This window comes from Serratia sp. BIGb0234 (genome assembly GCF_024809915.1).
GTDB lineage: Bacteria > Pseudomonadota > Gammaproteobacteria > Enterobacterales > Enterobacteriaceae > Serratia > Serratia liquefaciens.
The window spans coordinates 276,288-300,509 of record NZ_JANUEI010000002.1 but is presented as its reverse complement, the minus strand read 5'-3'; the positions used below and the strand labels follow the sequence as shown (position 1 = coordinate 300,509).

General features: G+C 59.1%; 22 protein-coding genes and 1 pseudogene. 14 read left to right on the top strand and 9 right to left on the bottom strand.

Annotated features, from left to right (window positions below; all coding sequences use genetic code 11):
• The first annotated feature begins 165 nt into the window (after window positions 1–165).
• The 4 genes from M2407_RS08450 to narI are packed head-to-tail and all read left to right on the top strand — an operon-like array spanning window position 166 to window position 6,897.
• Window positions 166–3,942, top strand: coding sequence for a nitrate reductase subunit alpha (locus tag M2407_RS08450; RefSeq protein WP_259217597.1), 3,777 nt, complete (start codon window positions 166–168; stop codon window positions 3,940–3,942).
• A complete protein-coding gene (gene narH, locus M2407_RS08445) occupies window positions 3,939–5,483 on the top strand; it encodes a nitrate reductase subunit beta (RefSeq protein WP_259217596.1) in 1,545 nt (514 codons plus the stop codon). Before M2407_RS08450 ends, narH begins: the two co-directional genes overlap by 4 nt.
• Window positions 5,480–6,217 carry a nitrate reductase molybdenum cofactor assembly chaperone gene (narJ, locus tag M2407_RS08440; protein WP_187961563.1) on the top strand — a complete coding sequence of 246 codons (738 nt, stop codon included), beginning with the start codon at window positions 5,480–5,482 and terminating at the stop codon, window positions 6,215–6,217. The genes narH and narJ overlap by 4 nt, the downstream gene beginning before the upstream one ends.
• Window positions 6,218–6,219: 2 nt before the next feature.
• Entirely contained in the window at window positions 6,220–6,897 is a 678-nt protein-coding gene (gene narI / locus M2407_RS08435) for a respiratory nitrate reductase subunit gamma (protein WP_020827435.1), read from the top strand.
• Window positions 6,898–6,971: 74 nt separating this feature from the next.
• Here narI and M2407_RS08430 read toward each other — a convergent pair whose 3' ends face one another.
• From M2407_RS08430 to M2407_RS08400, 7 genes are all read right to left on the bottom strand, one after another.
• Window positions 6,972–7,472 (bottom strand): fimbrial protein, encoded by a 501-nt coding sequence (locus M2407_RS08430; protein WP_259217594.1) that lies wholly within the window; start codon window positions 7,470–7,472, stop codon window positions 6,972–6,974.
• Between the two features lie 22 nt (window positions 7,473–7,494).
• A complete protein-coding gene (locus M2407_RS08425; RefSeq protein ID WP_259217593.1) occupies window positions 7,495–8,010 on the bottom strand; it encodes a fimbrial protein in 516 nt (171 codons plus the stop codon).
• Window positions 8,011–8,046: 36 nt separating this feature from the next.
• Entirely contained in the window at window positions 8,047–8,970 is a 924-nt protein-coding gene (locus tag M2407_RS08420) for a fimbrial protein (RefSeq protein ID WP_259217592.1), read from the bottom strand.
• A 98-nt stretch (window positions 8,971–9,068) separates the two neighbouring features.
• Window positions 9,069–11,594 (bottom strand): fimbria/pilus outer membrane usher protein, encoded by a 2,526-nt coding sequence (locus M2407_RS08415; protein ID WP_259217591.1) that lies wholly within the window; start codon window positions 11,592–11,594, stop codon window positions 9,069–9,071.
• Between the two features lie 57 nt (window positions 11,595–11,651).
• Window positions 11,652–12,326: a molecular chaperone gene (locus M2407_RS08410; protein WP_259217590.1), complete on the bottom strand. Its 675-nt coding sequence runs from the start codon at window positions 12,324–12,326 to the stop codon at window positions 11,652–11,654.
• 62 nt (window positions 12,327–12,388) lie between these two features.
• Window positions 12,389–12,931, bottom strand: a complete 543-nt coding sequence (locus M2407_RS08405) for a fimbrial protein (RefSeq protein WP_259217589.1) — start codon at window positions 12,929–12,931, stop codon at window positions 12,389–12,391.
• Window positions 12,932–13,360: 429 nt separating this feature from the next.
• Entirely contained in the window at window positions 13,361–13,972 is a 612-nt protein-coding gene (locus tag M2407_RS08400; protein WP_259217588.1) for a tyrosine-type DNA invertase, read from the bottom strand.
• A gap of 444 nt (window positions 13,973–14,416) precedes the next feature.
• Between M2407_RS08400 and M2407_RS08395 the strand changes: the two genes are divergently transcribed.
• From M2407_RS08395 to M2407_RS08350, 10 genes and pseudogenes are all read left to right on the top strand, one after another.
• Window positions 14,417–15,424 (top strand): 3-oxoacyl-[acyl-carrier-protein] synthase III C-terminal domain-containing protein, encoded by a 1,008-nt coding sequence (locus tag M2407_RS08395; protein WP_217331356.1) that lies wholly within the window; start codon window positions 14,417–14,419, stop codon window positions 15,422–15,424.
• The gene (locus M2407_RS08390) at window positions 15,421–16,437 is read left to right on the top strand and encodes an NAD(P)-dependent oxidoreductase (protein WP_259217584.1); all 1,017 of its coding nucleotides are present in this window, start codon (window positions 15,421–15,423) and stop codon (window positions 16,435–16,437) included. The genes M2407_RS08395 and M2407_RS08390 overlap by 4 nt, the downstream gene beginning before the upstream one ends.
• Window positions 16,430–17,236: an MBL fold metallo-hydrolase gene (locus M2407_RS08385; RefSeq protein WP_129940753.1), complete on the top strand. Its 807-nt coding sequence runs from the start codon at window positions 16,430–16,432 to the stop codon at window positions 17,234–17,236. Before M2407_RS08390 ends, M2407_RS08385 begins: the two co-directional genes overlap by 8 nt.
• Window positions 17,233–18,519 (top strand): F390 synthetase-related protein, encoded by a 1,287-nt coding sequence (locus tag M2407_RS08380; RefSeq protein ID WP_259217583.1) that lies wholly within the window; start codon window positions 17,233–17,235, stop codon window positions 18,517–18,519. The genes M2407_RS08385 and M2407_RS08380 overlap by 4 nt, the downstream gene beginning before the upstream one ends.
• Window positions 18,516–19,133 carry a phosphatase PAP2 family protein gene (locus tag M2407_RS08375; RefSeq protein WP_020827430.1) on the top strand — a complete coding sequence of 206 codons (618 nt, stop codon included), beginning with the start codon at window positions 18,516–18,518 and terminating at the stop codon, window positions 19,131–19,133. Before M2407_RS08380 ends, M2407_RS08375 begins: the two co-directional genes overlap by 4 nt.
• Entirely contained in the window at window positions 19,130–20,248 is a 1,119-nt protein-coding gene (locus M2407_RS08370; protein ID WP_259217582.1) for a sterol desaturase family protein, read from the top strand. The genes M2407_RS08375 and M2407_RS08370 overlap by 4 nt, the downstream gene beginning before the upstream one ends.
• Window positions 20,241–21,332, top strand: a complete 1,092-nt coding sequence (locus tag M2407_RS08365) for an acyl-CoA desaturase (RefSeq protein WP_259217581.1) — start codon at window positions 20,241–20,243, stop codon at window positions 21,330–21,332. The genes M2407_RS08370 and M2407_RS08365 overlap by 8 nt, the downstream gene beginning before the upstream one ends.
• Before the next feature lie 2 nt (window positions 21,333–21,334).
• Window positions 21,335–22,429, top strand: a complete 1,095-nt coding sequence (locus M2407_RS08360; RefSeq protein ID WP_115060999.1) for an acyl-CoA desaturase — start codon at window positions 21,335–21,337, stop codon at window positions 22,427–22,429.
• Between the two features lie 125 nt (window positions 22,430–22,554).
• Window positions 22,555–22,779 carry a hypothetical protein gene (locus M2407_RS08355; RefSeq protein WP_020827426.1) on the top strand — a complete coding sequence of 75 codons (225 nt, stop codon included), beginning with the start codon at window positions 22,555–22,557 and terminating at the stop codon, window positions 22,777–22,779.
• A pseudogene (locus M2407_RS08350) lies at window positions 22,776–23,041 on the top strand (hypothetical protein). Before M2407_RS08355 ends, M2407_RS08350 begins: the two are co-directional and overlap by 4 nt.
• Before the next feature lie 8 nt (window positions 23,042–23,049).
• Here M2407_RS08350 and M2407_RS08345 read toward each other — a convergent pair.
• Window positions 23,050–23,199 (bottom strand): DUF2474 domain-containing protein, encoded by a 150-nt coding sequence (locus M2407_RS08345; protein ID WP_071844604.1) that lies wholly within the window; start codon window positions 23,197–23,199, stop codon window positions 23,050–23,052.
• 14 nt (window positions 23,200–23,213) lie between these two features.
• Entirely contained in the window at window positions 23,214–24,221 is a 1,008-nt protein-coding gene (gene cydB / locus M2407_RS08340) for a cytochrome d ubiquinol oxidase subunit II (RefSeq protein WP_020827423.1), read from the bottom strand.
• Between the last annotated feature and the right edge of the window lies 1 nt (window position 24,222).

The following is a 24,222-nucleotide window of genomic DNA, read 5'->3' as shown; positions in this document are numbered from 1 at the left end:
CAACGTCATTACCCGCCGTATTTCAAGCCGCAGCGTTGTTACCTGCGTTAGCTCACTCCAGTTACTTACTTGAGTAAGCGCCTGGAGATGAGCGAACTGGCCACCTGGCTGCGACTTGAAATCCATAGGGTAAAAAATATTAAAAAGCCCTCAGGAGAATTCCGGATGAGCAAGTTTCTAGACCGATTCCGCTATTTTAAGCAGTTGGCGGAACCCTTTTCTGGCGATCATGGCCAGACGTTGAACACCAACCGCGACTGGGAAGACGGCTACCGTAGCCGTTGGCAGCATGACAAGATTGTGCGCTCCACCCATGGGGTCAACTGCACCGGCTCCTGCAGCTGGAAAATTTATGTGAAAAACGGCCTGGTCACCTGGGAAACCCAGCAGACCGATTACCCACGTACCCGTCCCGATCTGCCAAACCATGAACCGCGCGGTTGCCCACGTGGCGCCAGCTATTCCTGGTATCTGTACAGCGCCAACCGCCTGAAATACCCGTTGATGCGCAAACGCCTGATCAAACTGTGGCGCGAAGCCAAGGCGTTGCACAGCGATCCCGTCGATGCCTGGGGTTCGATCGTCAGCGATCCTGAAAAAGCCAAAAGCTACAAAGTGGCGCGTGGGCGCGGCGGTTTTGTGCGTTCCAGCTGGCAGGAGGTTAACGAGCTGATCGCCGCTTCCAACGTCTACACCGCCAAAACCTTCGGTCCGGATCGCATCATCGGCTTCTCGCCAATCCCGGCAATGTCGATGGTGTCTTACGCCGCCGGCGCCCGTTATCTGTCGCTGATTGGCGGCACCTGCCTGAGCTTCTACGACTGGTATTGTGACTTGCCGCCGGCCTCGCCAATGACCTGGGGCGAACAGACCGACGTGCCGGAATCCGCCGACTGGTATAACTCTTCCTACATCATCGCCTGGGGTTCCAACGTGCCTCAGACGCGCACCCCGGACGCGCACTTCTTCACTGAAGTCCGTTACAAAGGCACCAAGACCGTGGCGGTCACGCCGGACTACGCCGAAGTCGCCAAGCTGTGCGACCAGTGGCTGAATCCGAAGCAGGGCACCGACAGCGCGATGGCGCTGGCGATGGGCCACGTAATGCTGAAAGAGTTCCACCTGGATCGTGAGGTGGGTTATTTCCGCGATTACGTGCGTCGTTATACCGACATGCCGATGCTGGTCATATTGGAGCCGCGCGAAGAAGGGCATTACGCCGCCGGTCGTCTGCTGCGCGCCGCCGATTTGGTTGACGGCCTGGGGGAAGAAAATAACCCTGAATGGAAAACCGTTGCCATTGATCAACGCAGCGGCGAGCTGGTTGCTCCGCAGGGGTCGATCGGTTTCCGCTGGGGCGAACAGGGCAAATGGAACCTGGAACAACGCGCCGGCCAAGACGCGCAGGAAGTAGAGTTGCAACTCAGCCTGCTGGGCGCACATGACGACGTGGCCGAGGTGGGTTTCCCTTACTTTGGCGGCATCAAAAGCGGCGCTGCCGAGGGCGGGAACTTCAACAGCGTGGCGCTGGACGAGATCCTGCTGCACAAACTGCCGGTCAAACGCCTGCGTCTGGCGGACGGCAGCGAAGCGCTGGTGACCAGCGTGTATGATTTGACCCTGGCCAACTACGGCCTCGAGCGCGGCCTGAACGACGCCAACTGTGCCACCGGCTACGACGATATCAAAGCCTATACCCCGGCCTGGGCCGAGCAAATCACCGGCGTTTCCCGCCACAACATCATCCGCATTGCGCGCGAATTTGCCGACAATGCCGAAAAAACCCATGGTCGTTCGATGATTATCGTCGGTGCCGGTGTCAACCACTGGTACCACATGGACATGACCTACCGTGGGCTGATCAACATGTTGATCTTCTGCGGCTGCGTCGGCCAGAGCGGTGGCGGCTGGGCGCACTACGTCGGCCAGGAAAAGCTGCGGCCGCAGACCGGCTGGCTGCCGCTGGCGTTTGGCCTCGACTGGCAACGTCCGCCGCGTCATATGAACAGCACCTCGTTCTTCTACAACCATTCCAGCCAGTGGCGCTACGAAACCGTAGGCACCGAAGAGCTGTTGTCGCCGATGGCGGACAAATCACGCTTTGGCGGTAGCCTGATCGATCTCAACGTGCGTGCCGAGCGCATGGGCTGGTTGCCGTCCGCACCACAGCTGGGCACTAACCCGCTGCATATTGCGGCGCAGGCACAAGCCGCAGGACAATCGCCGGTGGATTACACCGTCGATGCCTTGAAAAAAGGGACGTTGGGCTTTGCCGCCGAGCAGCCGGACAACCCGCAGAACTTCCCGCGTAACCTGTTCGTTTGGCGCTCCAACCTGCTGGGTTCCTCCGGCAAGGGCCATGAGTACATGCTCAAATACCTGTTGGGCACCGAAAACGGCATTCAGGGCAAGGATCTGGGCCAACAGGGCGGTGCCAAACCGCAGGAAGTGGAATGGCTGGAAAACGGCGGTGAAGGCAAGCTGGATCTGGTGGTGACCCTCGATTTCCGTATGTCCAGCACCTGCCTGTACTCCGACATCGTGCTGCCGACCGCCACCTGGTACGAAAAAGACGACATGAATACTTCGGATATGCATCCGTTTATTCACCCGCTGTCGGCGGCAGTCGATCCGGCCTGGGACTCGAAGAGCGACTGGGAAATCTACAAGGGCATTGCCAAAGCCTTCTCCGAAGTCTGCATCGGGCATTTGGGGCAGGAAACCGACGTGGTGACGCTGCCGATCCAGCATGACTCTGTCGCAGAGCTGGCGCAGCCTTACGGCGTCAAAGACTGGAAAAAAGGCGAATGTGACCTGATCCCGGGCAAAACCGCGCCGCATATTATGGCGGTAGAACGCGATTATCCGGCCACCTATGAGCGTTTCACTTCGCTGGGGCCGCTGCTGGATAAGCTGGGCAACGGCGGTAAAGGCATCGGCTGGAACACCCAGGACGAAGTCGACTTCCTGAAAAAACTCAACTACGTGAAAACCGCCGGCCCGGCAGTGGGCAGGCCGAAGATTGAAAGCGCTATCGATGCGGCCGAAGTGATCCTGGCGTTAGCGCCGGAAACCAACGGGCAGGTGGCGGTCAAGGCGTGGGACGCGCTGGGTAAAATGACCGGTCGCGATCACCGCCACCTGGCGCTGAACAAGGAAGACGAAAAAATTCGCTTCCGTGATATTCAGGCCCAGCCGCGCAAAATCATTTCCAGCCCTACCTGGTCAGGGTTGGAAGACGAACATGTGTCGTATAACGCCTGTTATACCAACGTGCATGAGCTGATCCCATGGCGCACCATCAGCGGCCGCCAGCAGCTGTATCAGGACCACGAGTGGATGCGCGCCTTTGGCGAGAGTTTGTTGGTGTACCGTCCGCCGATCGATACTCGCGCCGCGCAGCCGTTGCTGAACCAGAAGCCGAACGGCAACAGGGAGAAGGCGTTGAACTTCCTGACGCCGCACCAAAAGTGGGGTATCCACTCCACCTACAGCGACAACCTGTTGATGCTGACCCTGTCGCGCGGCGGGCCGATTGTCTGGATGAGTGAAGACGATGCCAAAGAGCTGGGCATTGAGGACAACGACTGGATCGAGGCCTTTAACGCCAACGGCGCACTGACCGCACGGGCGGTGGTCAGCCAGCGTATTCCGGCAGGCATGACCATGATGTACCACGCGCAGGAACGTATCGTGAATATCCCCGGTTCGGAAATCACCAGCCAGCGCGGTGGTATTCACAACTCGGTGACCCGCGTCTGCCCGAAACCGACCCATATGATCGGCGGCTACGCGCAGCTGGCCTACGGTTTCAACTATTACGGCACCGTCGGCTCCAACCGCGACGAGTTTGTGGTGGTACGCAAAATGAACCGCATCGATTGGTTAGACGGTGAAGGCAACGACGACTCGCAGGGCAGCCAGCAGGAGAAAGCAAAATGAAAATTCGTTCACAAGTCGGCATGGTGCTGAACCTGGACAAATGCATCGGTTGCCATACCTGTTCGGTGACCTGCAAGAACGTCTGGACCAGCCGCGAGGGTATGGAGTACGCCTGGTTCAACAACGTTGAAAGCAAACCCGGCGTCGGTTACCCGCACGCCTGGGAAGATCAGGAAAAATGGCAGGGCGGTTGGATCCGTAAAATCAACGGCAAGCTGGAACCGCGCATGGGCAGCCGCGTCGGCCTGTTGTCGAAGATTTTCGCCAACCCGGACGTACCGGCGCTGGACGACTATTACGAGCCTTTCGACTACGACTATCAGAACCTGCATACCGCGCCGCAGGGGAAACATCAGCCGATCGCTCGTCCGCGCTCGCTGATCACCGGCCAGCGCATGAAGAAGATAGAAAGCGGCCCGAACTGGGAAGAGATCCTCGGCGGTGAATTCGAAAAACGCTCGCAGGACAAAAACTTCGACAACATGCAGAAGGCGATGTACGGCCAGTTCGAAAACACCTTCATGATGTATTTGCCGCGCCTGTGCGAACACTGCCTTAACCCGGCCTGTGTCGCCACTTGCCCAAGCGGTGCCATCTACAAGCGTGGCGAAGACGGCATTGTGCTGATCGATCAGGATAAATGCCGCGGCTGGCGCATGTGCCTGACCGGCTGTCCGTACAAGAAAATCTATTTCAACTGGAAGAGCGGCAAGTCCGAGAAGTGTATCTTCTGCTACCCGCGTATCGAATCCGGCCAGCCGACGGTGTGTTCGGAAACCTGCGTTGGCCGTATTCGCTATCTTGGCGTGTTGCTGTATGACGCCGACCGCATTGAGCAGGCCGCCGCCGCCGAAAACGAACAAGACCTCTATCAGCGCCAGTTGGATATCTTCCTGGATCCGCACGACCCGGCGGTGATTGCCCAGGCGTTGCAGGATGGCATTCCACAAGGGGTTATCGAGGCCGCACAGCAGTCACCGGTGTATAAAATGGCGATGGACTGGAAGTTGGCACTGCCGCTGCACCCGGAATACCGCACGCTGCCGATGGTGTGGTACGTGCCACCACTGTCACCGATCCAATCCGCCGCCGATGCCGGTGAGCTGGCACACAACGGCGTATTGCCGGACGTGGAGAGCCTGCGTATTCCGGTGCAATATCTGGCCAACTTGCTGACCGCCGGGGATACCGCGCCGGTGCTGTTGGCGCTTAAACGCATGCTGGCGATGCGCCACTACAAACGGGCGGAAACCGTTGACGGTGTGCTGGACACCAGTGCCCTGGAGCAGGTGGGGTTGAGCGAAGCGCAGGCGCAGGAGATGTACCGTTATCTGGCGATCGCCAACTATGAAGATCGCTTTGTGATCCCGTCCAGCCACCGCGAACTGGCGCGTGAGGCTTTCCCGGAAAGCAAAGGCTGCGGCTTCAGCTTTGGTGACGGCTGCCACGGCAGCGACGGTAAATTCAATCTATTCAACAGCCGCCGTATTGACGCCATCGATGTGACGCAAAAAACCGCCCGTCAGGAGGATGCCTCATGATCAGCCTGAAAGTGATTGCCCGCCTGCTGGATTATCCTGAGCAGGCGTTATTTGACCATCAGCAGGCGCTGGTAGAGGCACTGGAGCCGGCCAGCGAACTGGATTTGCACCACAGCGCGCAGTTGATCTTGTTTATTCGTCGATTTTGCGCTCGCCCGTTGCTGGACGTGCAGGCCGAATACTGCGAACTGTTTGACCGTGGTCGCGCCACCTCGCTGCTGCTGTTTGAGCACGTGCATGGCGAATCACGCGATCGCGGCCAGGCGATGGTCGATTTGATGGCGCAATACCGTGAAGCGGGGCTGGAGATCGACAGCCGTGAACTGCCGGATTTCCTGCCGCTGTATCTGGAATACCTGGCCAGCCGCAGCCCGGCGGAGGCGCGCGGTGGCTTGCAGGACATCGCGCCGATCCTGGCGCTGTTGGGAGCCCGGTTGCAGCAGAGAGAAAGCCCGTATGCGGTTTTGTTTGACCTGTTGCTGACGCTGTCCGGTACCGAGGTGAAAAGCGCCAGCCTGGAAAGCCAGGTGGCGGGAGAAGCCAGGGACGACACGCCGCAGGCGCTGGACGCGGTCTGGGAAGAGGAGCAGATACGATTCACTTCCCAGGGCGGTCCCGGTGAGCAAGGCTGCGCTTCGGCACAGCAAACGGCGCATCAGCGGCGTTTTGCCGGCGCGGTGGCGCCACAGTACCTGGACCTGACGGATGCGCTAACCGGAACCAAAGGACGCTAATCATGCAATTTTTAAATCAATTCTTCTTCGATATTTACCCCTATCTGGCGGGAGCGATTTTCCTGATAGGCAGCTGGTTGCGTTACGATTACGGGCAGTACAGCTGGCGTGCCGGCTCCAGCCAAATGCTGGATAAAAGGGGCATGCGGTTGGCTTCCAACCTGTTCCATATCGGTATTTTGGGTATTTTCGCCGGGCACTTCCTCGGCATGCTGACGCCGCACTGGATGTATGAAGCCTTCCTGCCGATCGACGTGAAACAGAAACTGGCGATGATCGCCGGCGGTGCCTGCGGCGTGATGACGCTGGTGGGCGGGGCGCTGTTGCTGAAACGCCGCCTGACCAACCCACGAGTGCGGGCCACCAGCAGCTTTGCCGACATCATGATCCTGACGCTGTTGGTGGTGCAGGTGTGTCTGGGGCTGCTGACCATTCCGTTCTCCGCCCAGCATATGGACGGCAGCGAGATGATGAAGCTGGTGGCCTGGGCGCAGGCGGTGGTGACCTTCCACGCCGGGGCGTCACAGCATTTGACCGGCGTTGCGTTGATTTTCAAATTGCATATGGTGCTGGGCATGACGCTGTTCGTGCTGTTCCCGTTCTGCCGCCTGGTGCATATCTGGAGCGTGCCGGTGGAATACCTGACCCGTCGCTACCAATTGGTGCGTAACCGCCGCTAAAGGCAATTGGCCCTGAAAAAAAGCCCATCTGGCGAAATGAACTTCACCGATGGGCTTTTTTATGGCTGATGGGATTATTGATAGCTCAGGTTGACCTGCACAACGCTGCTGAATGTGCCGCTGCCGCTCAGGCCCTTGGGGCTGTAGATCCGCGCGGCCAGTGGAAACGCCGCTTTGCGGGCGCTGTCGATAGTCATGGACAGGCTGGCGTTATTGGCCAGTATCAGGCTGCCGTCGGCCTTACTGAGCTGCAAGGCCACGCCGGTTGCGGTTCCGCTGCTGATAAAGGCGTTACTGTCAGCGCTGTCTGGCGTGCCGGTGAAAGTCACGGTGGCCGTGCTGGTGCTGGGGGGGCAACTGCTCAGCGTCAGGCTGAAGGGCTTCCAGGGGCTACCGGTGCCGGCCTGCTGCAGATCTCGCCGTTGAACCTTACCCAAATCCAGCGTCTGGTTGACGCTGGCATCCACCGTGCACGGCATGGCCGTGATTCTGCCGCTGATGGTGACTTCTGCGGCCGGCAACGATGGCCCCCAGACAGCGCTGAGCAACGCCAGCGTAATAATGCGGGTTTTCATCGGATAGCTCCTTGCAACTGAATTATTGGTAGGTGAAGGACACGATGATATTGCCGCTGACGGTGCCGGGCGTCGACGCGCCTATAGCGTAAATCTGAACCTTCTGGGAAAATTTTGCGGTGCGCGCCACGCTATCGACGGCTACTTGCCGGGTGGCGTTAGGCCTAATCTCGACACCGGCGCTATCTAGCAGGTAGAGAACCACCTGGGTCGCGCTGCCGGTATTTTTGAAACTGTTTGCTGACAAGGGCGAAACCTCGCCGCCATAGGTGGCGGTGACTTTGGTGACACCCGCCGAGCAACCTTCCAGTTCCAGGTCAAAATCCACAAACGGGCTGGTGTCGCCATTTTTTGCTAATTTAAGCACATCAATATCCGGTAACAGCACGCTGAATGAGCTGCCGCTTTTCACGGTACAGGAGCTGGCAACGACGTTGCCGCTGATATTGACCGCCACGGAATCGGCCTGCGTCAGCGGGGATATCAGCAGGCCGGTCAGCCCCAGCCAGAGCAGGGTGTTACTCATCATGTTAGGCATATCCATTTCCTTGGGTTCCATACGCTAGACGCACCATTATTGATAGGTGATATTCAGGGTGGCGCTGCTGTTGGCTTTGCCGGGCGTCACCACTTTATTGGTCTGGTAATAGCGCGCGGTGAACTGCAGGGTTTCCTGGCCGCCAGGGGTGGTTTTCAGCACAATATTGTTGTTGATTTTCAGCGGGGTGCCGCCGTACAGCAGCTGTACGCCCATGCCGCCTGCGGTGCCGGCTTGCCCGGTGTTGGTCAGGGCCAGCACGCTGGTGTCGGTGGTGTCGCTGTTCTGGGTGCCGGCCAGGGCAACGTTGATTCTGGCGTCTTTATCGCAGGTCAGGCCGACATCGAAGCTTTTGTCGCCGACGGTGGTGCCGATAGCGGTGAATTTGATGTCAAGAACGTCGCCCAGCGGAACATTGATGCTGGTGCTGTTGAGGGAGCAGGCGACGGAGGTGATGTTATTGACCCCCGTTGCTGTCAGGCTAGTAGCCGTCCAGGGGGCCTCGGCGGCGGGGGTAACGCTGACCTTAGCCCAGGTGCCTGTTGTCAAATGACCGGATGATGTTGGCCCAGTTTTAATTAACTCAATCAGCCAGATAACCTGCGTTACGTACCAAACATTGCCAGTATTAGGACCTGCTGTTTGGTTGGCTATGTACACCAAGTCAGTGAGGGGCGGAGTTTGCCGAAAACTGAGCCGGACTCCGATGCCCGCAACATTGGTGGCGGCAATGCCGTTGAGCGGGATCCAGCCATTGGTATAATTGACTGAGAATATTGACCCCTGACAATAGCCATCCGTTACATTTTCCCTTGAAGTATTGATAGCCACCATTTTACTGGCGAGCACAGTGCCTAAAGGCGTGTCTCGTTGGATGATGACATCGCCAAAACTGACGGTTTGCTGCTTGTCTTTCCAGCCATTAACCGGGCTGCAGGCTGTCACTCGGGTACTGCTCATTCCCCCTAACCCCAGTATGCAGAGAATTAACAAGGACGGGACTGGCCCCCTTTTTTGTTTTGCCCCGTTTTTCCCAGGTAACGTTTTCATTTTTCCTCTCATTGGCATACTCCATTGGTTTGCACTACCCCGCCCGGTTGCGGTGCGCTGGGCAACCGGTAATCCACCCGGCACTGTTCAGCACTGCCATTGCCCCATTTCACCTGCAGGCGGCCCTGCGGACTCAGGCCGCTCAGGTACACCTGGCCGCCGTCGCCGACGATGCTGCCCTGCGTTGCGTTGGGTTCGGCATCGCTCACCGTGGCACCGAACGGCACCGGCTGCCCGTTGGTCCGCAGCAGGGTTATCAACGCCCGCGCGCCGACCCGTGGCCGGAAGTCCGCCCGCACCAGCGCACCGCGCGTTGGCGTCACCCGCTGGCTGCTCTGCGGCAGGTCCACCTCGTCCGGCAGCGTCTCCGGGCTGAGTGCCACTTCGCTGCGCCGGTAGGCGGACAGGTACGGCACCAGCGCATAGCCGCGCCAGTCGGTGCGCACCCCGGTTTGGTTGGTGACTCTCGCCCCCGCCGCCCCCGGTGCCGCCACCAGGACGGCGGTTTCCCCCAGCGGTTGGCCCAGCGTGATGCCGTTGGCGTGTGCCACGAGGCTGCCGCTCAGGCCGTAATTCAGCCGGCGAGTGTTTTTGTCATAGCCGTAACCGCTGGTCATTTCACCGTAGGTGCCGCGATAATTGACAGTGGCGTTGCCGCCATAACCCTGCTCGCGCGTGCCATAGGTTTGCTGCAGGCCCCAGCTCAGGTTGTTGTCCGCCAGCGCCATGCCGCTGACCCCCAGGTTGTGGCTGCTGGCCCCGCCCCGGGTGTTGTTCAGGCTGTAGTTGACCCAGGCGCTGTTGTTGTCAAACAGGCTGAGCGGCACGTTGAGGTTTAGGCTGATTTGCTGGTCGTTGCTGCGGGTCGTCCCCTGGGTATTGCGGTTATAGCTCCAGTTGATGCCGTAGCTGATGCCGCGCCAGCCGTTGCTGTACCCCAACCCCAGCGACGCCAGGCTGCGTTCGCTGTTCCAGTAGTCTTCGCGCACCGCGCTGAACGACAGGGTGCCGCCGTTTTGCCCCAGCTGCTGGTTCATGCTCAGCTCGGCCCGGTTGCGCCGCCGTTCGTTCATCCACAGCGGCGCGGCCCCGCTGCGCCAGCCGTCCAGGACTTCGCTCAGGGAATAAAACCCGGCGGTGGAGTAGCGGTACCCGGCGATGGCAAAGTTGGTGCCGGTCTGCACCAGGTTCTTGCTGTAGCGCACCCGCCAGGACTGGCCGCTGGCACTGGCCTTGCCCTTGGGCTGGCCGCGTGACTGGGTGATATCCAGCGAGAGCGCGCCCCAGTCGCCGAGGTTGTTGCCCACCCCCAGCGCCGCCGACTGATAATGTTGTGCCGCCTGCACCCCGCCATACAGGGTGGTGTTCCACGGCAGGCCGTAGATGGCGGTGCCCTGCACCAGGGCGCTTTTCGCCACGCTGCGGTCATAGCTGCGGTATTGCCCGCCGGTCAGGCTGTATTTCAGCCGGCCTTCACGCTGGAGTACCGGCAGGGAGGCGAAGGGCACCACCAGGTGCTGTTCGCTGCCGTCGGCCTCTTTGATGGTCACCTGCAGGTCACCGCTGCCGCCGGTGGGGTACATGTCGTTGATGACAAAGGCCCCGGGGGCGACAAAGGTGCGGTAGATTTCATAGCCGTTCTGGCGCACCACCACCTGGGCGTTGGTGCGGGCGATACCGCGCACCACCGGCGCGTAGCCGCGCAGGCTGTCGGGCAGCATCTCGTCATCGGAGGCCAGCTGCACGCCGCGAAATGGCACCCCGTCAAACACCTCGGCCGGGGCGGTGCTGTCCCCCAGGGTCAGCTGGCTGCGCAGGCCAATCAGGTTGCGCTGGGCATAGGTGTATACCGTATCCCAGCGGTCCTGGCCGTCGCTGCTGCGGCGCCAGGTGGTGTAGTTGCGCAGCCGCCAGGGGCCGGCATTCAGGCCGGGGCGCAGGTTGGCGTATTGGCTGTTACGGCTGCCGTGGTGGGTATTGTTGTTGTCACCGCTGAGGCTGTAGTTGAGTATCAGCGCGGGAATGCCCTCGTCCCACTGTGACGGTGGCACGTAGCCGCGCGGCGGCTGGGCCAGGGCCGCCTGGGGAATGCTCAGCATCAGCTGCTGGCTGTCGAACCGCAGTTGGGCCCCGGCTTGGGGGATGGCCGCCAGGTTGGTGCAGGCCGCCCCGGGGGCTCCGAGGGCCGGAAACTGGGCCACCCGCACGCCGTAGTGGGCCAGGTCGGCCAGGCTCAGGCAGGGTTGCAGCCCCTGGCCGTCGGCCCCGGCGGTAAAGGTCAGCATCCGGCTGTCGACCTGCCGGTCGTTCACCAGGATATCGACCTGATAGTCGCCCGGCAGCTGTTTGCCGTGCTCTTCGAAGGCCGCCAGGCTGCTGACGTCCCGCTGCGGGCCGTCCAGCTCCAGCAGCGCCGGGTTGAAGTAGTCCCGGGCCTGTGCCGGCAGCACCCCGGCCAGCGCCAGCGCTATCAGCAGCGCCAGCCGGCGGGGGACAGCCGCCTTCCGTTTATTCCGTTGATGTTGTCTGCTCACGTCACTTCCTTGTTAATTGGGCCCTGCTGCGCCCCGTGGGTGAGGTCTCCCGGTCGCTTACCCTTGCAGCCGGCCCTGTTTCAGCGTGCCGGGGCCGCCAAAGTCATTGATGACCCGCCAGCTCACGGCGCTGCCCGCCGCCGCCGGCAGGGTGAAGGTGGCGGTGCTGTACGGCGCGACATAGGTGGCGTCCTTCACCTCCTGGCCGTTGACCTTGAGGCTCTGGAAGTTCATGTAAAACGGCGTGGGGTTGTTGACCGCCAGCCCGGTGCCCTGGCGACGCCAGGTCAGCTGGTCGGCCTGGCTTTCCGGCACGCCCTTCAGGCCGGCCGGGCGGTAAATCAGCTTGATGCGGGTCTTGACGGCAATTTGCAGGGTATTGTCGCGCCGCTCGGTGGAGGGGATGGTTTTGACATTCAGCCAGTACAGGCTTTCGCGGTCCTCGGGCAGGGCCCCGCCGACGCGCACCACGCGCAGCACGTTCTGGCGGCCCGCATCCAGGCGGAACAGCGGCGGGGTGAGGATAAAGGGGGCCTTTTCCGTGCGGCCCGCCGGCGGCTCGACCCAGGACTGGATGAGGTACGGCATCGCATCCGGGTTATTGACGCTGAGGGAGGACTCTTTCTTGTCCCCCTCGTACACCAGCCGGGTGGCACCGACCACCACGCCGGCCTGCGCCAGGCTGCTGACCATCATCACGCCGCTGCACAGCGCGGCAAACCGGTATTTCATGCTGGAGTCTCCAGAAGGGGGAAGGTCAAGCCAGGACGGCCGGGGCCGCCCTGGCAGAACAATCAGTTGTAAACGATGGTGAAGTTGGTGGTGGCGTCGGCCGTACCCGGACCGACGGTGGCGGCGGTGGAGATATAGCGGGCGGTGAAGTCCAGATTGTTGGTGATGTCTTTAGTGACATCCGCTGAGTCGCCCTTGGCCAGGGCATAGCTGCCGGACAGGCCGCGAATAGGCACCGCTTTGCCGTCCTTGTCAGAGATTTGGATCCCGACCCCGGTGGCCGTGGCGCCGGCGGTCAGGGCCAGCACCTTGTCATCGCCGCTGCTGGGGATACCGTCGAAGTTGACGCTGGCGCTCAGGGCTGACGGGCAGGATTTGACCTTCAGGGTGAATTTGGTGGCCGGGGCGGTGGTGCCGGCGGCGCTGAAGGATGTGGCGCTGATTTTACCCAGCGGCACCGTCAGGGCGGCACCGCCCATGTCGACCACGCAGGCGGTAGCGGTGATGGAGCCGGTGAAGTTGATGACGCCGTCGGCGGCGAAGGCCGCAGAGGCGGACAGGAAGGTGGTAGCAGCCAGGGTGGTGACCAACAATGTTTTTTTCATGAGCATAATTCCTTAATGCCTGTGACTCAGCACAGCGTTTCCATTAACCCATTGACCGGGTTCCCTTTTTTGTCGTTTGGCCGACCTGTTTTTCCCTGATAAAAAGGAGACATTTTGAACCAAAGTGTTGCATTAAGTGTTTCATGTGGTAAGTGGCGTCATTACACTCAACGGACAGCATGAAACACCACTAACGTCGAATATTTGGCATAGATGGCCGGGTCTTGACTATGGGGGCGGGGTGGTGTCGACATAAGAGGCAGCAGGGGCTGGTGCTTAAATATTCATTAGGGGAATTGAATGAGTGGTAAATATCATGGTAACTGATTGATACTGGGTAATTTGAGGGTATGACTCACAGGAAGGGAAAACAGATATTGACTTTTTTTCAGGGGATGAATAGCTTATGTGTCAGTTTGGTTCAAAAAGTTACATTTTTTCCTCGTTTTTCCCCGGTTTTTCCTCTGGTTTTTCCTCCGGCCACAAATGTTTAAATCGTCCGGCATTGGCGGCGGTATACAGCACCGTATGCTGAATATTGCGGTGGCCCAGATAGTCTTGAATCACCCGCGTGTCGGCGCCGTTATCGGCCAGGGCATAGCCACAGGCATGGCGCAGCATATGGGGATGGGCGGCGACGCTCAGCCCGGCCTGCTTGCCGTAGGCCTGCAGCATGCGGTAAATGCGCTGGCGTGACAGGCGGTAGCCCTTTTGCGACAGGAACAGCCACTCCTGGTCCTCCAGGTTGCGGTACGACTGACGTTTTTCCAGCCAGCGGACCAGCAGGGTTTTCTCGGTGGCTTCCAGCGGGTGGATGGTGGAAAGGCCGTTTTTAAGGCGGTTCATGTAGAGGCTGCCGCTGTCCATGTCCAGGTCGTTGATGCGCAGGCTATTAAGTTCGCTGACGCGGCAGCCGTGGATGAAACCCATCCAAATCAGGCAGCTGTCACGTTCGGGCGCGCGGCCAAGGGCGGCCTGTTGCAACAGGCGGTCGACCTCGGTGCGGGTCAGGTGTTTACGGTGAGCGTGGTTTTTTTGCACGGTGTGTTCTCCAAAAGACAGGGACGAGCAAGAGGCCGGCCCCTGGCGAGGCCAGTTAATAACAGATGATGCGCAGGGAGTATAGTGCAAGTTGAGTCAACGGAGGCTATCGGGGATGCGCTGAAACCCCCTGTTTTTAACGATTTTTACGATGTCTTATCCGCTTTTGGGCTCCCCGGTTGTTTTCCACCTATTCTTAATTCATCGCCCCCTGAGTGAGTTCCTGTAGATCTCCGTTCGACCTTGCTCTAGGCTGTGGCCGGATAAACAGACGTGATTTATCGGCTCAGTTAAATGAACGGAATCAATCAGTAAGAATGCCACTTAGGTTTTTCTTTATACTGATGTCAAACAAGGGTGTGGCTGAGGATAGCGGGGTTTGAATCATTAACCGCGCTTGAGAGTCGGCCAACGGAATAATGGACCACAGGCTGAACAACGATAATGACCCTAAATAGCCTTTCCCAAAGCTTATTGCCTCTTAAAATTATTGCGACTGGCGTGGCGTTGCCGCCGAAGTGCGTCGAATCCTCGGCGCTGGATCGTCGCTTGAACAAGTCGGCCGGTTACGTAGAAAAACGTTCGGGCATTATTCATCGTTTCCATGCCGACAATGATGCCAGCCAGGCCGAACTGGCCGTTGCCGCGCTGGATGATGCTCTTGCCCGCCATGCGATCCCGCGAGATTCCATCGATCTGCTGATCTCTGCCTCGGCCATCGCGGTGCAGGCATTGCCTTTCAGCGCCGCCCATATTCTTAAACTGGCACGACTGCGGCCGGGTATTGCAGGTTTTGATATCAACACCAGCTGCGTGAGCTTTATTTCCGCATTGCAGGTGGCGGCGGGGTTACTCAATACGGGCGTTTATCGGCGTATTGCCATTGTCTCTGCCGATATTGCTTCGCGCGGTATCGACTGGGAAGACGAAGAGTCTTCATTGATCTTCGGTGATGGCGCGGCCTGTGCCATTGTCGAACGCGGTGACGGGCGTAGCGGTATTTTGTCCTACCTGATGGAAACCCACCCGGAAGGCAGCGATCTGTGTGAAATCAGGGCCGGGGGGACGCGCTGTAATCCGCGCGCCGGCATGAACGACAGTGACTTTCTGTTCCATATGAAGGGCAAGCAGCTGTTCCGCCAGGCGTCGGCGCTGATCGAAAGTTTCCTTGGCCGCTTGTTGTCGGCTGCGGGGCTAAACCTGGCGCAAATCGCCACCGTGGTACCGCATCAGGCCAGCCATCTCTCTTTGGAACATATGCGCAAGCGGCTGCACGTTTCCCCGCAGGCCCTGGTGGATATCTATCGGTACCGGGGCAATCAGGTGGCGGCTTCGATCCCTTCGACCCTGCACCAAGCGGCGATCACCGGCAGGCTGCATGCCGGACGTCCGGTGATGCTGATCGGCACCGCCGCCGGTTTAACGCTGGGCGGCATGGTACTGCTGCCATGAGAGTGTTGATCACCGGAGCGACCAGCGGGCTGGGGCGCAACGCCGCCGAGTGGCTGTTGGCCGCCGGGCATCAGGTGCATGCCACCGGGCGTGATATCGCCGTGGGGCGGCAGTTGGCGGCACGGGGCGCCAAGTTTACCGCGCTGGATCTGACCCTCGCCGACGACGGGCAGTGTGAGCAGTTAATGGCGGGCTACGATATTGTCTGGCACTGCGCCGCAAAATCTTCTCCCTGGGGGAGTCGCCAGGCATTTTATCAAGCCAATACCTGCGTGACGGAAAAACTGGCCCATGCCGCCGGACGTTGCGCAGTGCAGCGGTTCATTCATATTTCGACGCCGGCGGTTTATTTCGATTTCAGTCATCGTCACAACGTGACCGAAGCGGATGTTTCCCCACGCTTTGCCAATCACTATGCCGCCAGCAAGTTTGCTGCCGAGCAACGTATTGCGGCGCTGCTGCCTGATTATCCGCAAACCACTTACCTGATCTTGCGCCCTCGCGGCCTGTTCGGCCCTCATGACCGGGTGATTGTGCCCAGGATACTGGCGCAGCTGCAGGGCGATAAAGGCCTGCTGCGTTTGCCGGGCGGCGGTTCGGCTTATCTGGACCTTACCTTTGTGCTCAACGTGGTGCATGCGATGGATCTCGCCAGCCGTCAACCGGGTTTGTCGTCCGGCAGCATTTTCAATATCACCAACCAACAGCCGCAGCGGCTGGCCGATATGTTGCACCAGTTGCTCAACCGGCAGCTCGGCTGGCAATACGCCGTCAAAGCGGTGCCTTATCCCTTATTGTCGGGCGTTGCGGCGGGGATGGAGCTGTTGGCGCACGTCACCCGTAAAGAACCGATGCTGACCCGCTATAGCGTTGCGGCAGCTTATTTCGACATGACGCTGGATAACACCCAGGCGATAGAGGTGCTGGGTTACCGGCCGCGCTACAACCTGGAGCAGGGGATCGAACTGACGGCGCAATGGTTAAAGCAGCAGGGGATGAGCGCAGATGGCTAATATCACGACCTTTGAAATCGGTTATTGCACTCATCTGGGCTGCATGGCACTGCGCGGTTCGGCGATGCGCACCTGTAAATTTCCTTCACGGGCCTATCTGCTGGAAGTCGGCGAGCGCCGCTGGCTGTGGGATACCGGTTATGCCAGCCATTTTGAGCATTACACCGCCAGCGGCATTTTTCGGCTTTATCGCCAGGTGACGCCGGTTTATTTCAGTCCGCAGCAGGCACTGTTGGAACAGTTGCGCAGTCTGGGGCTGAACCCAGGTGATATCGAGGCGGTGATCATTTCGCACTTTCATGCGGACCACATTGCCGGTCTGCGAGACTTCAGCAGCCTGAAGATGATTTGCTCCGGCGAAGGGTGGCAGCAAACCCGAGAGCTGCGCGGTTTTGCCGCGTTGAAAAGGGCGTTTGTGCCAGGATTGATCCCGGAAGGTTTTGAATCTGCGCTGCAGTTCGTCGAGGCATTTCCGCAGCAAAGCCTGCCTGCCGCATTGGCCCCCTTCCAACAGGGCTATGTGCTGCCGGGCAGCGGCGGAGAAATTGTTATCGTGCCGCTGCCGGGGCACGCCGCCGGGCACCTTGGGGCCTTTGTCCTGACCGATGCAGGTTGGACGCTGCTGGCCAGCGATGCCGCCTGGTCGCCGCTGAACTATCAGCAACTGCGTGGCCCTTCGCGGTTGGCTAACCTGATCATGGACAATCCGCGCAGCTATTACGACACCCTGGGCGCGCTCAACCAGCTCTATCTTGGCGGCGCTGCGGAGATCCGCCTGTGTCATGAGGGGGATTTATGATCCCGCTGATGACGCTATGGCACTATCTGCGCGCACGGCGACTGCGCTTTACCCAACGGGCGGTGCTGGAGGCCTATCAGGCGCGCCAACTGAAGCGGTTTGCCCAGCGCGTATTGGCGAACAGTCCCTATTTTCAGCCCTATAGTTCATTGCCTCTGACCGCGTGGCCAACGATGGACAAGGCGGTGATGATGGCCAATTTCGATCGGATGAACACCGCCGGTCTGCGATTGGAGGCGCTTTTGGCCTGTGCCCGACGCAGCGAAAGCGATCGCGATTTCAGCCCTAAAGTGGGCAACTACAGCGTCGGTTTATCTACCGGTACCTCTGGGCGGCGCGGCGTGTTCGTCGTCAGCCCGCAGGAGCAGCAGATTTGGGCCGGGGGCATGCTGGCAAAAATGTTGCCGCAGGGGGTGTTTGCCGGGGAGAAGGTCGCGCTGTTCCTGCGGGCCGACAACAACCTGTACCACAGCGTCAATAACCGTTGGCTGAGCCTGTCGTTTTACGATCTGTTCGCTCCCTTTGCAGAACATTTGCCGCAGATTGAACGTGAACAGCCGACGATTATCGTGGCCCCGGCCCAGGTATTGTGCGCCCTGGCTGATGCCGTTGAACGCGGTGAACTCAAGCTCAGCGTCAAAAAAGTGATTTCAGTGGCCGAAGTGCTGGAACCGCAGGATCGCCAGCGCCTGCAGCGGGTGTTTGCGCAGGTGGGAGAAGTGTATCAAGCCACCGAAGGTTTTTTGGCCGCGACCTGCAGCCACGGCACTTTGCATCTGAATGAAGAGTTTATTCATGTCGAACCGCAGTGGATCGACGAGCGGCGTTTTACCCCGTTGATTACCGATTTTACCCGCCGTACCCAACCGATAGTGCGTTATCGGCTGGACGATATTCTGCTGATGAGCGAACAGCCCTGTCCCTGCGGGCTGGCGACCATGGCATTGGATCGTATCGAAGGACGCTGCGATGACCAACTGCTGTTACCGGCCAGGCAGGGCGCCATGCAGCCGGTCTTCGCCGACCTGTGTCGCCGCGTGATAGCCAATGCGTTGCCGGCGGTGGCGGATTATCGGCTGACGCAACGGGGCGACAGCGAGCTGCATCTGAGGGCCGATTGCAGCCCGGAGGCGTTGGCGAATTGCCAACGGCAATTGATCGCGCTGTTCGAACAGCAAGGTATTGCCACGGAGCAACTGGCGTGGCGCCTGCAAACGCAGGCGATCATGCCGCAGTTCGATGCCAAGCGCCGCCGCATTGTTCGCATGCCGGAGGCCGGATGAAACTCGTTGTTTATCGCCTATGGCAGATGCTGCTGGGGTGGGGATTTGTCGGGGTCATCTACCACGGTAGCGATCGCTGGCAAGGTGCCGGCCACCTGCTGACGCCAGGTTGGGTCGACCGGGCGATTCCGTTCAGCCCGCACGCCATCTGGCTGTATCTGTCGTTTTTCCTGATTATCCCGCTGTGCTATCTGCTTTGCCCGTTAAACCGGCTAAAATGGCTCAGAAGTACCATGCAGCTTAGCGCCTTGCTGGCGGGAGCCATTTATCTGCTGTGGCCGACGACGATGAACTACCCGATCGTTCCTTCCGATTCGGTGAGCGGCGATTTACTGGCGAGGTTGATCAGCGTCGATTCGTCGCAAAACTGCCTGCCTTCACTGCATATCGCCCTGACGGTATTGGCGGTGTGGGCGGCGGCGGAAAGCCGCAAAAAACTGCGCAGCGCGTTGCTGATCGTCTGGGGGCTGGCGATTGCCTTTTCTATCTTGCAACTGCGTCGACACCTGTTTGTGGATTTGCTCAGTGGGGCGGCGTTGGCATGGGGCGTGGGCTACGTCTGCCAGCGAGTTCAAGGGATTGGCTGGGGCGTACGGCAGGGGGAAGAGTCATGATCGATCTGGTGATACCTATCGTGTTTATGCTGTTGGTGGTGCTGGGGGAAGCCCTGTGGCTACAGTGGCGGCGCAAGGGCAGCGTGGATTGGCATGACGTGATTTTCAACCTCAACTCCGGGCATATCATGCTGTGGCTGTTTCGCGGCTTGGAAATAGCCTGCTACGGCTACGTGGCCACGCATTTTAATCAAGGCTGGCTGGACGGTTGGCCGCCGGTGCTGATGTGGCTGTTTGCGATACTGGCGTGGGATTTCGGCTTTTACTGGCTGCACCGGTTACACCACCGTTTCCGCCTGCTGTGGGCGGTGCATGTGGTGCATCACCAGGGCGAGCATTTCAATCTGTCGCTGGGCGTGCGCAACTCGTGGTATTCGTCACTGACTTCGATCCCGTTCTTTATGCTGTTGGCATTGGCGGGCGTCCCGCTGTCGGTGTTCATCACCGTTTCTATCCTGCATTACAGCATTCAGCTGTTTAACCATAATTCGGTGACCCCAAAACTCGGTTTTCTGGAGCACATCCTGGTGACACCGGCGCATCATCGGGTGCACCACGTTAAAGATTTTGCCTATTCCAACCGGAATTTTGGCGGCAGCTTTATCTTCTGGGACAAGCTGTTTGGCACCTTTTGCCCGGCGCTGCCGACGGAGCCCTTTACCTATGGCGTGCGTGGCGACAAATCTTCCGCCAACCCGTTTTGGGCCAGTAACCTGCCGTTTATGCGCTACTTCAAGCTGCCTTTCCAGCCTTCGAGCAAGGGCGGGCATTTCCGCTGTTCCGCCGGCTGCCTGGTAAGCGGGGCGATGCTACTGTTCGCTCTGGTGTTGGGTTATGTTTATCGTTTTGGTTACGGGTATGGCGGGGTGACCGGCGAGCAGGCGGCGTTGTTTGTGTTGTTGGCGGCCGGGGTGATAGCCTTGGGTGGGATGGCTGAAGGTCGCCGCTGGGGCGTAGGCGTTTGGCTGTTGGTGACGTTGGCATTCCCCCTGTGGTTATTGAGCGTGCCCGATGGGCAGTCTGCTCTCTGGTGGGGCGTAGCCGGTGCCATGGTGTTGCACGGTTGCGCTGTCGCGGTCGGTTGGGGACGCCAAAAGGAGGCCGCATATGGCTGATTTGCCGCCGCTGAGTTTCCCCGTTGCGGGGGAACAGGCGTTTCATCGGGAATTGAAACGACGGGCGCATGCTTATCTAAGCGCTCGCGACGATCACCGGTTTGCCGATGCGGCCCGTTGGGCCAAGGCCACGATTTTGTTGCTGCTTTGCGTTGGCTCCTACCTGCTCAGTTTGATGCAGCACCAGGCTCTGGCCTTTATGCTGAGTTACTTCGCTTTTGTCATGATGGGCATGTTGCTCAACGTCAACGTCAATCACGATGCTTCACACAACGCTTTCGCCCGCACGCCGTGGGTCAATCGTCTGGCCGGGCGGCTGGTGACTTTGCCGCTGGGCGTCGATCCGGATTACTGGCGAACCCGGCACGTCAGCTATCACCATGTGTATGCCAACGTCGAACATTACGATCTGGATACGGAAGAGAACGGCTTTTTCCGCCAAACCCCGTTCCAACGTTGGCGGGCTTATATGCGCTATCAACATCTTTACTGGCCGCTGATTGCCGCGCTGTCGTTGCCGTACATTGCGCTGGTGTTCGATTGGTCGGATCGTTTGGGCAAAACAGCGTTGGCGACCAAGGGCGTATTGCCGGGGCGCAAGGGCTGGGCGATGTTCATTGCCGGGAAATTGTGTCACCTGTTGCTGGTGCTGGTGATCCCGTTGGTGGTGGCACAACAAAATGGCATCGGCTGGCAAACGGTACTGATTGCCTATTTGATTAGCCAAATGCTGGCCTCGTTACTGGTGGTTTTTTTGCTGTTGGGCACGCACTGGGCGCAAGCCGAATTTTATGCGGTGCCGGCAGGCAGCCAGATGCCGCAGGGCTGGTATCGGCATAACTTCGCCACCGCCTGCGACTGGGAAACTTCGCCGAAGAGCTTGCACCATCTGACCGGCGGGCTGAATTATCATCTTACTCACCATCTGTTCCCCGGCTGGAATCATCGCCATTATCCGGCGCTGGCTGCCATATTGGCTGAGACGGCGGCGCGACACGGCATGGATTATCGCTGTATCGGTTATCGTGAATTGTTGCGACAGCAGCAACGTTTTTTACGTGCTATGGGGCAGCCACCACAATGAAAATGCCGGATACCACACCGCTGCCGCCTTTGGCGTTCCAGCGAGAGGCGAGTGAGATCCATCAGGAGCTGATGCGGGCCAGCCAGGCCTACCTGGCGACGCGCGGCGATCACCGTTTTGCCGACGGCAGAATGTTCGCCAAGCTGTTGGCGCTAATACTGCTGTGCGCCGGTTTTTACGCGCTGAGCCTGCAGCAGCAACATTTCTGGGCCTATTTCGGCTGTTACGTCGGCTTTATTTTTTCCGCCATGATGCTAACGGTGAATGTAGTACACGACGCCTCGCATAATGCCGTTTTCAAACGCGCACGGTTAAATCACTGGCTTAACTTCTTTGTCAGTATGCCCCTGGGGCTGGATGCCGACTGCTGGCGAGTGCGGCATGTCATTTTCCACCACGCCTATAACAACATCGAAGGTTACGATCCGGACATTGAACCCAACGGGGTGTTGCGCCAAACGCCGTTCCAGCGCCGCAAGGCGTTTATGCGCCTTCAGCCTTACTATTGGCCGATCGTCGCGGCGCTGACTTTCCCTTATTACATCTGGTTGTTCGACTGGTTGGATCGTGCCGGTAAAACCCGCATGACGCCAAAGATGATGTTCCAGGGCCGGAAGGGGTGGGGGATTTTCCTGTTGGGCAAGCTGGCGCATTTTACCCTGGCGCTGGCCATTCCGCTGTGGCTCACGCCGCCGACGATCGGTGTCGGCACGGTGTTACTGACCTATCTGCTCAGCCAGATGCTGTCGTCGCTGGTGTTTGTGATGCTGATTGTCGGCACCCACTGGGCCAAAGCCAACTTTTATCAGGCCCCAGAACAGGGAAGGTTGGCGCACGGTTGGTATCAGCACGTTTTTGCCACCACCTTTGACTGGCAAGCTTCACCGGCGTGGCTGGGGTATTGGCTTGGCGGGGCTAACCTGCACCTGACGCACCACCTGTTTCCCCATTGGAATCACCGGCACTACCCGGCATTGAGTCGCATCATTGAAGAGGTTGCCCCGCGTTTTGGCATTGATTATCGGGTTCTTGAACTGAGGGAGCTGCTGCGGTTACAGCAACGTTTTCTCAGCGCTATGGGGCGTAAGCCCAGCTGATCGTGGCTAAACGCAAGTCTTGCAACATATTGAATTTGCGAGACGTTACGCAGTTCACTAATTGAACAGGCCGTGCGGCTCACGTAAACTCTATCTCACTGACAGTAAGCCACAGGAGGTGGAGTATGCGCAGTTTGCCGATCCGTTTATCCAATAAGATTGATGACGATCTGAATGATATAGCCCGGCGCCATGGGATGGAGAAAACCGAGGTGATCAAGATGGCCTTTGCGTTGATAGCCATAGCCGATAAGCACTGGATGAAACAGAACGGAACGTCCCTTGGCATCGTGCGGGAGAATGGCAAAGAGCTGGAGGCCGTGGGGCGAGTCGTGGGGATCTTCCCATGAGCACCGAAAACGCAAACCTGCACGATGAGGCCGCCAGGGGGTACCTGAAGGAGATATTGGTCTTCGATGAAATGGAACGTTTGCGCTTGGCGCGTCAGGTGCTGTGCGGGATCTTCGTGATAAGCGTGGGCGTTTTACCGCCCAAGCTTATTGGGATCAAAGCGAGCCTATCAGGCAAGTGTTCGAGCTGTTGAAAATTGGTGCGCTACCCTTGGTAACGCTGGTTATTTCCTTCTACTTCCCCAATACTTCGGCCAGATAGCGCTCAACTTATTCCGATTTCATGCCCGCGGCGGTCATCAGCAGGCGGAACATCGAGGCGACCAGGAACAGCCCCAGTACGCTGGCGCTCCAGATAATCACCAGCCAGCCAACGCGCTTCCACCAGGGGGCCGGAGCGGATGCGGTTTTATTTTGCATAATGTCTTCCCTCATCAGTGGTAACCCTGTTCATGGCTGACCTTGCCGCGGAACACGTAGTAGCTCCAGAAGGTGTAGACCAAGATAATCGGGATGATAAACAGCGCGCCGACCAGCATAAAGCCCAGGCTTTGCGGTGGGGCTGCGGCGTCCCACAGGGTGATGGACGGTGGGATCAACAGCGGCCAGATGCTGATGCCCAAGCCGCTCAGGCCGAGGAACACCAGCAGCAGGGTCAGCAAGAACGGCGAATAGTGCGCCGCGTTTTTCACGCCGCGCTGGATGCCCCAGGCGCTGAGCAACACCAATACCGGTACCGGCAGCAGCCAGAACAGGTTTGGCAGCGTAAACCAGCGGCTGGCGATCTCGGGATGGGCAATCGGCGTCCAGATACTGACCACCGCCAACACCAGCAGCAAAGTGATCAGCAGCGGCGTCGCCAACCGATACATGCGTGCCTGCAGATCCCCGGCGGTCTTCATCACCAGCCAGGTACAGCCCAGCAGTGCATAGGTCACCACCAGCCCCAACCCGCAAAACAGCGCGAACGGCGTCAGCCAGTCTAAAGCACCACCGGCATAGCTGCGGCCGTTGACCGGGAAGCCGTTGATGATGGCGCCCACCACCACCCCCTGACTGAAGGTGGCGAAGAGAGAGCCCCAGATAAACGCCTTATCCCAGATATGCCGCTTTTCTTCCTTGGCCTTGAAGCGGAATTCAAAGGCCACGCCGCGGAAGATCAACCCGAACAGCATCAGGGTGAGCGGGATGGCCAGCGCATCGAGGATCACCGCGTAGGCCAACGGGAAGGCGCCAAACAGCGCCGCACCGCCCAGCACCAGCCAGGTTTCGTTACCGTCCCACACCGGTGCGACGGTGTTCATCATCACATCGCGGTCACCGCTGTCCTTGACCCAGGGGAACAGGATACCGATACCCAAATCAAAGCCGTCCATTACCACGTACATCATGGTGCTGAACACGATGATCACAAACCAAATCAACGGAAGATCAATGCCCATG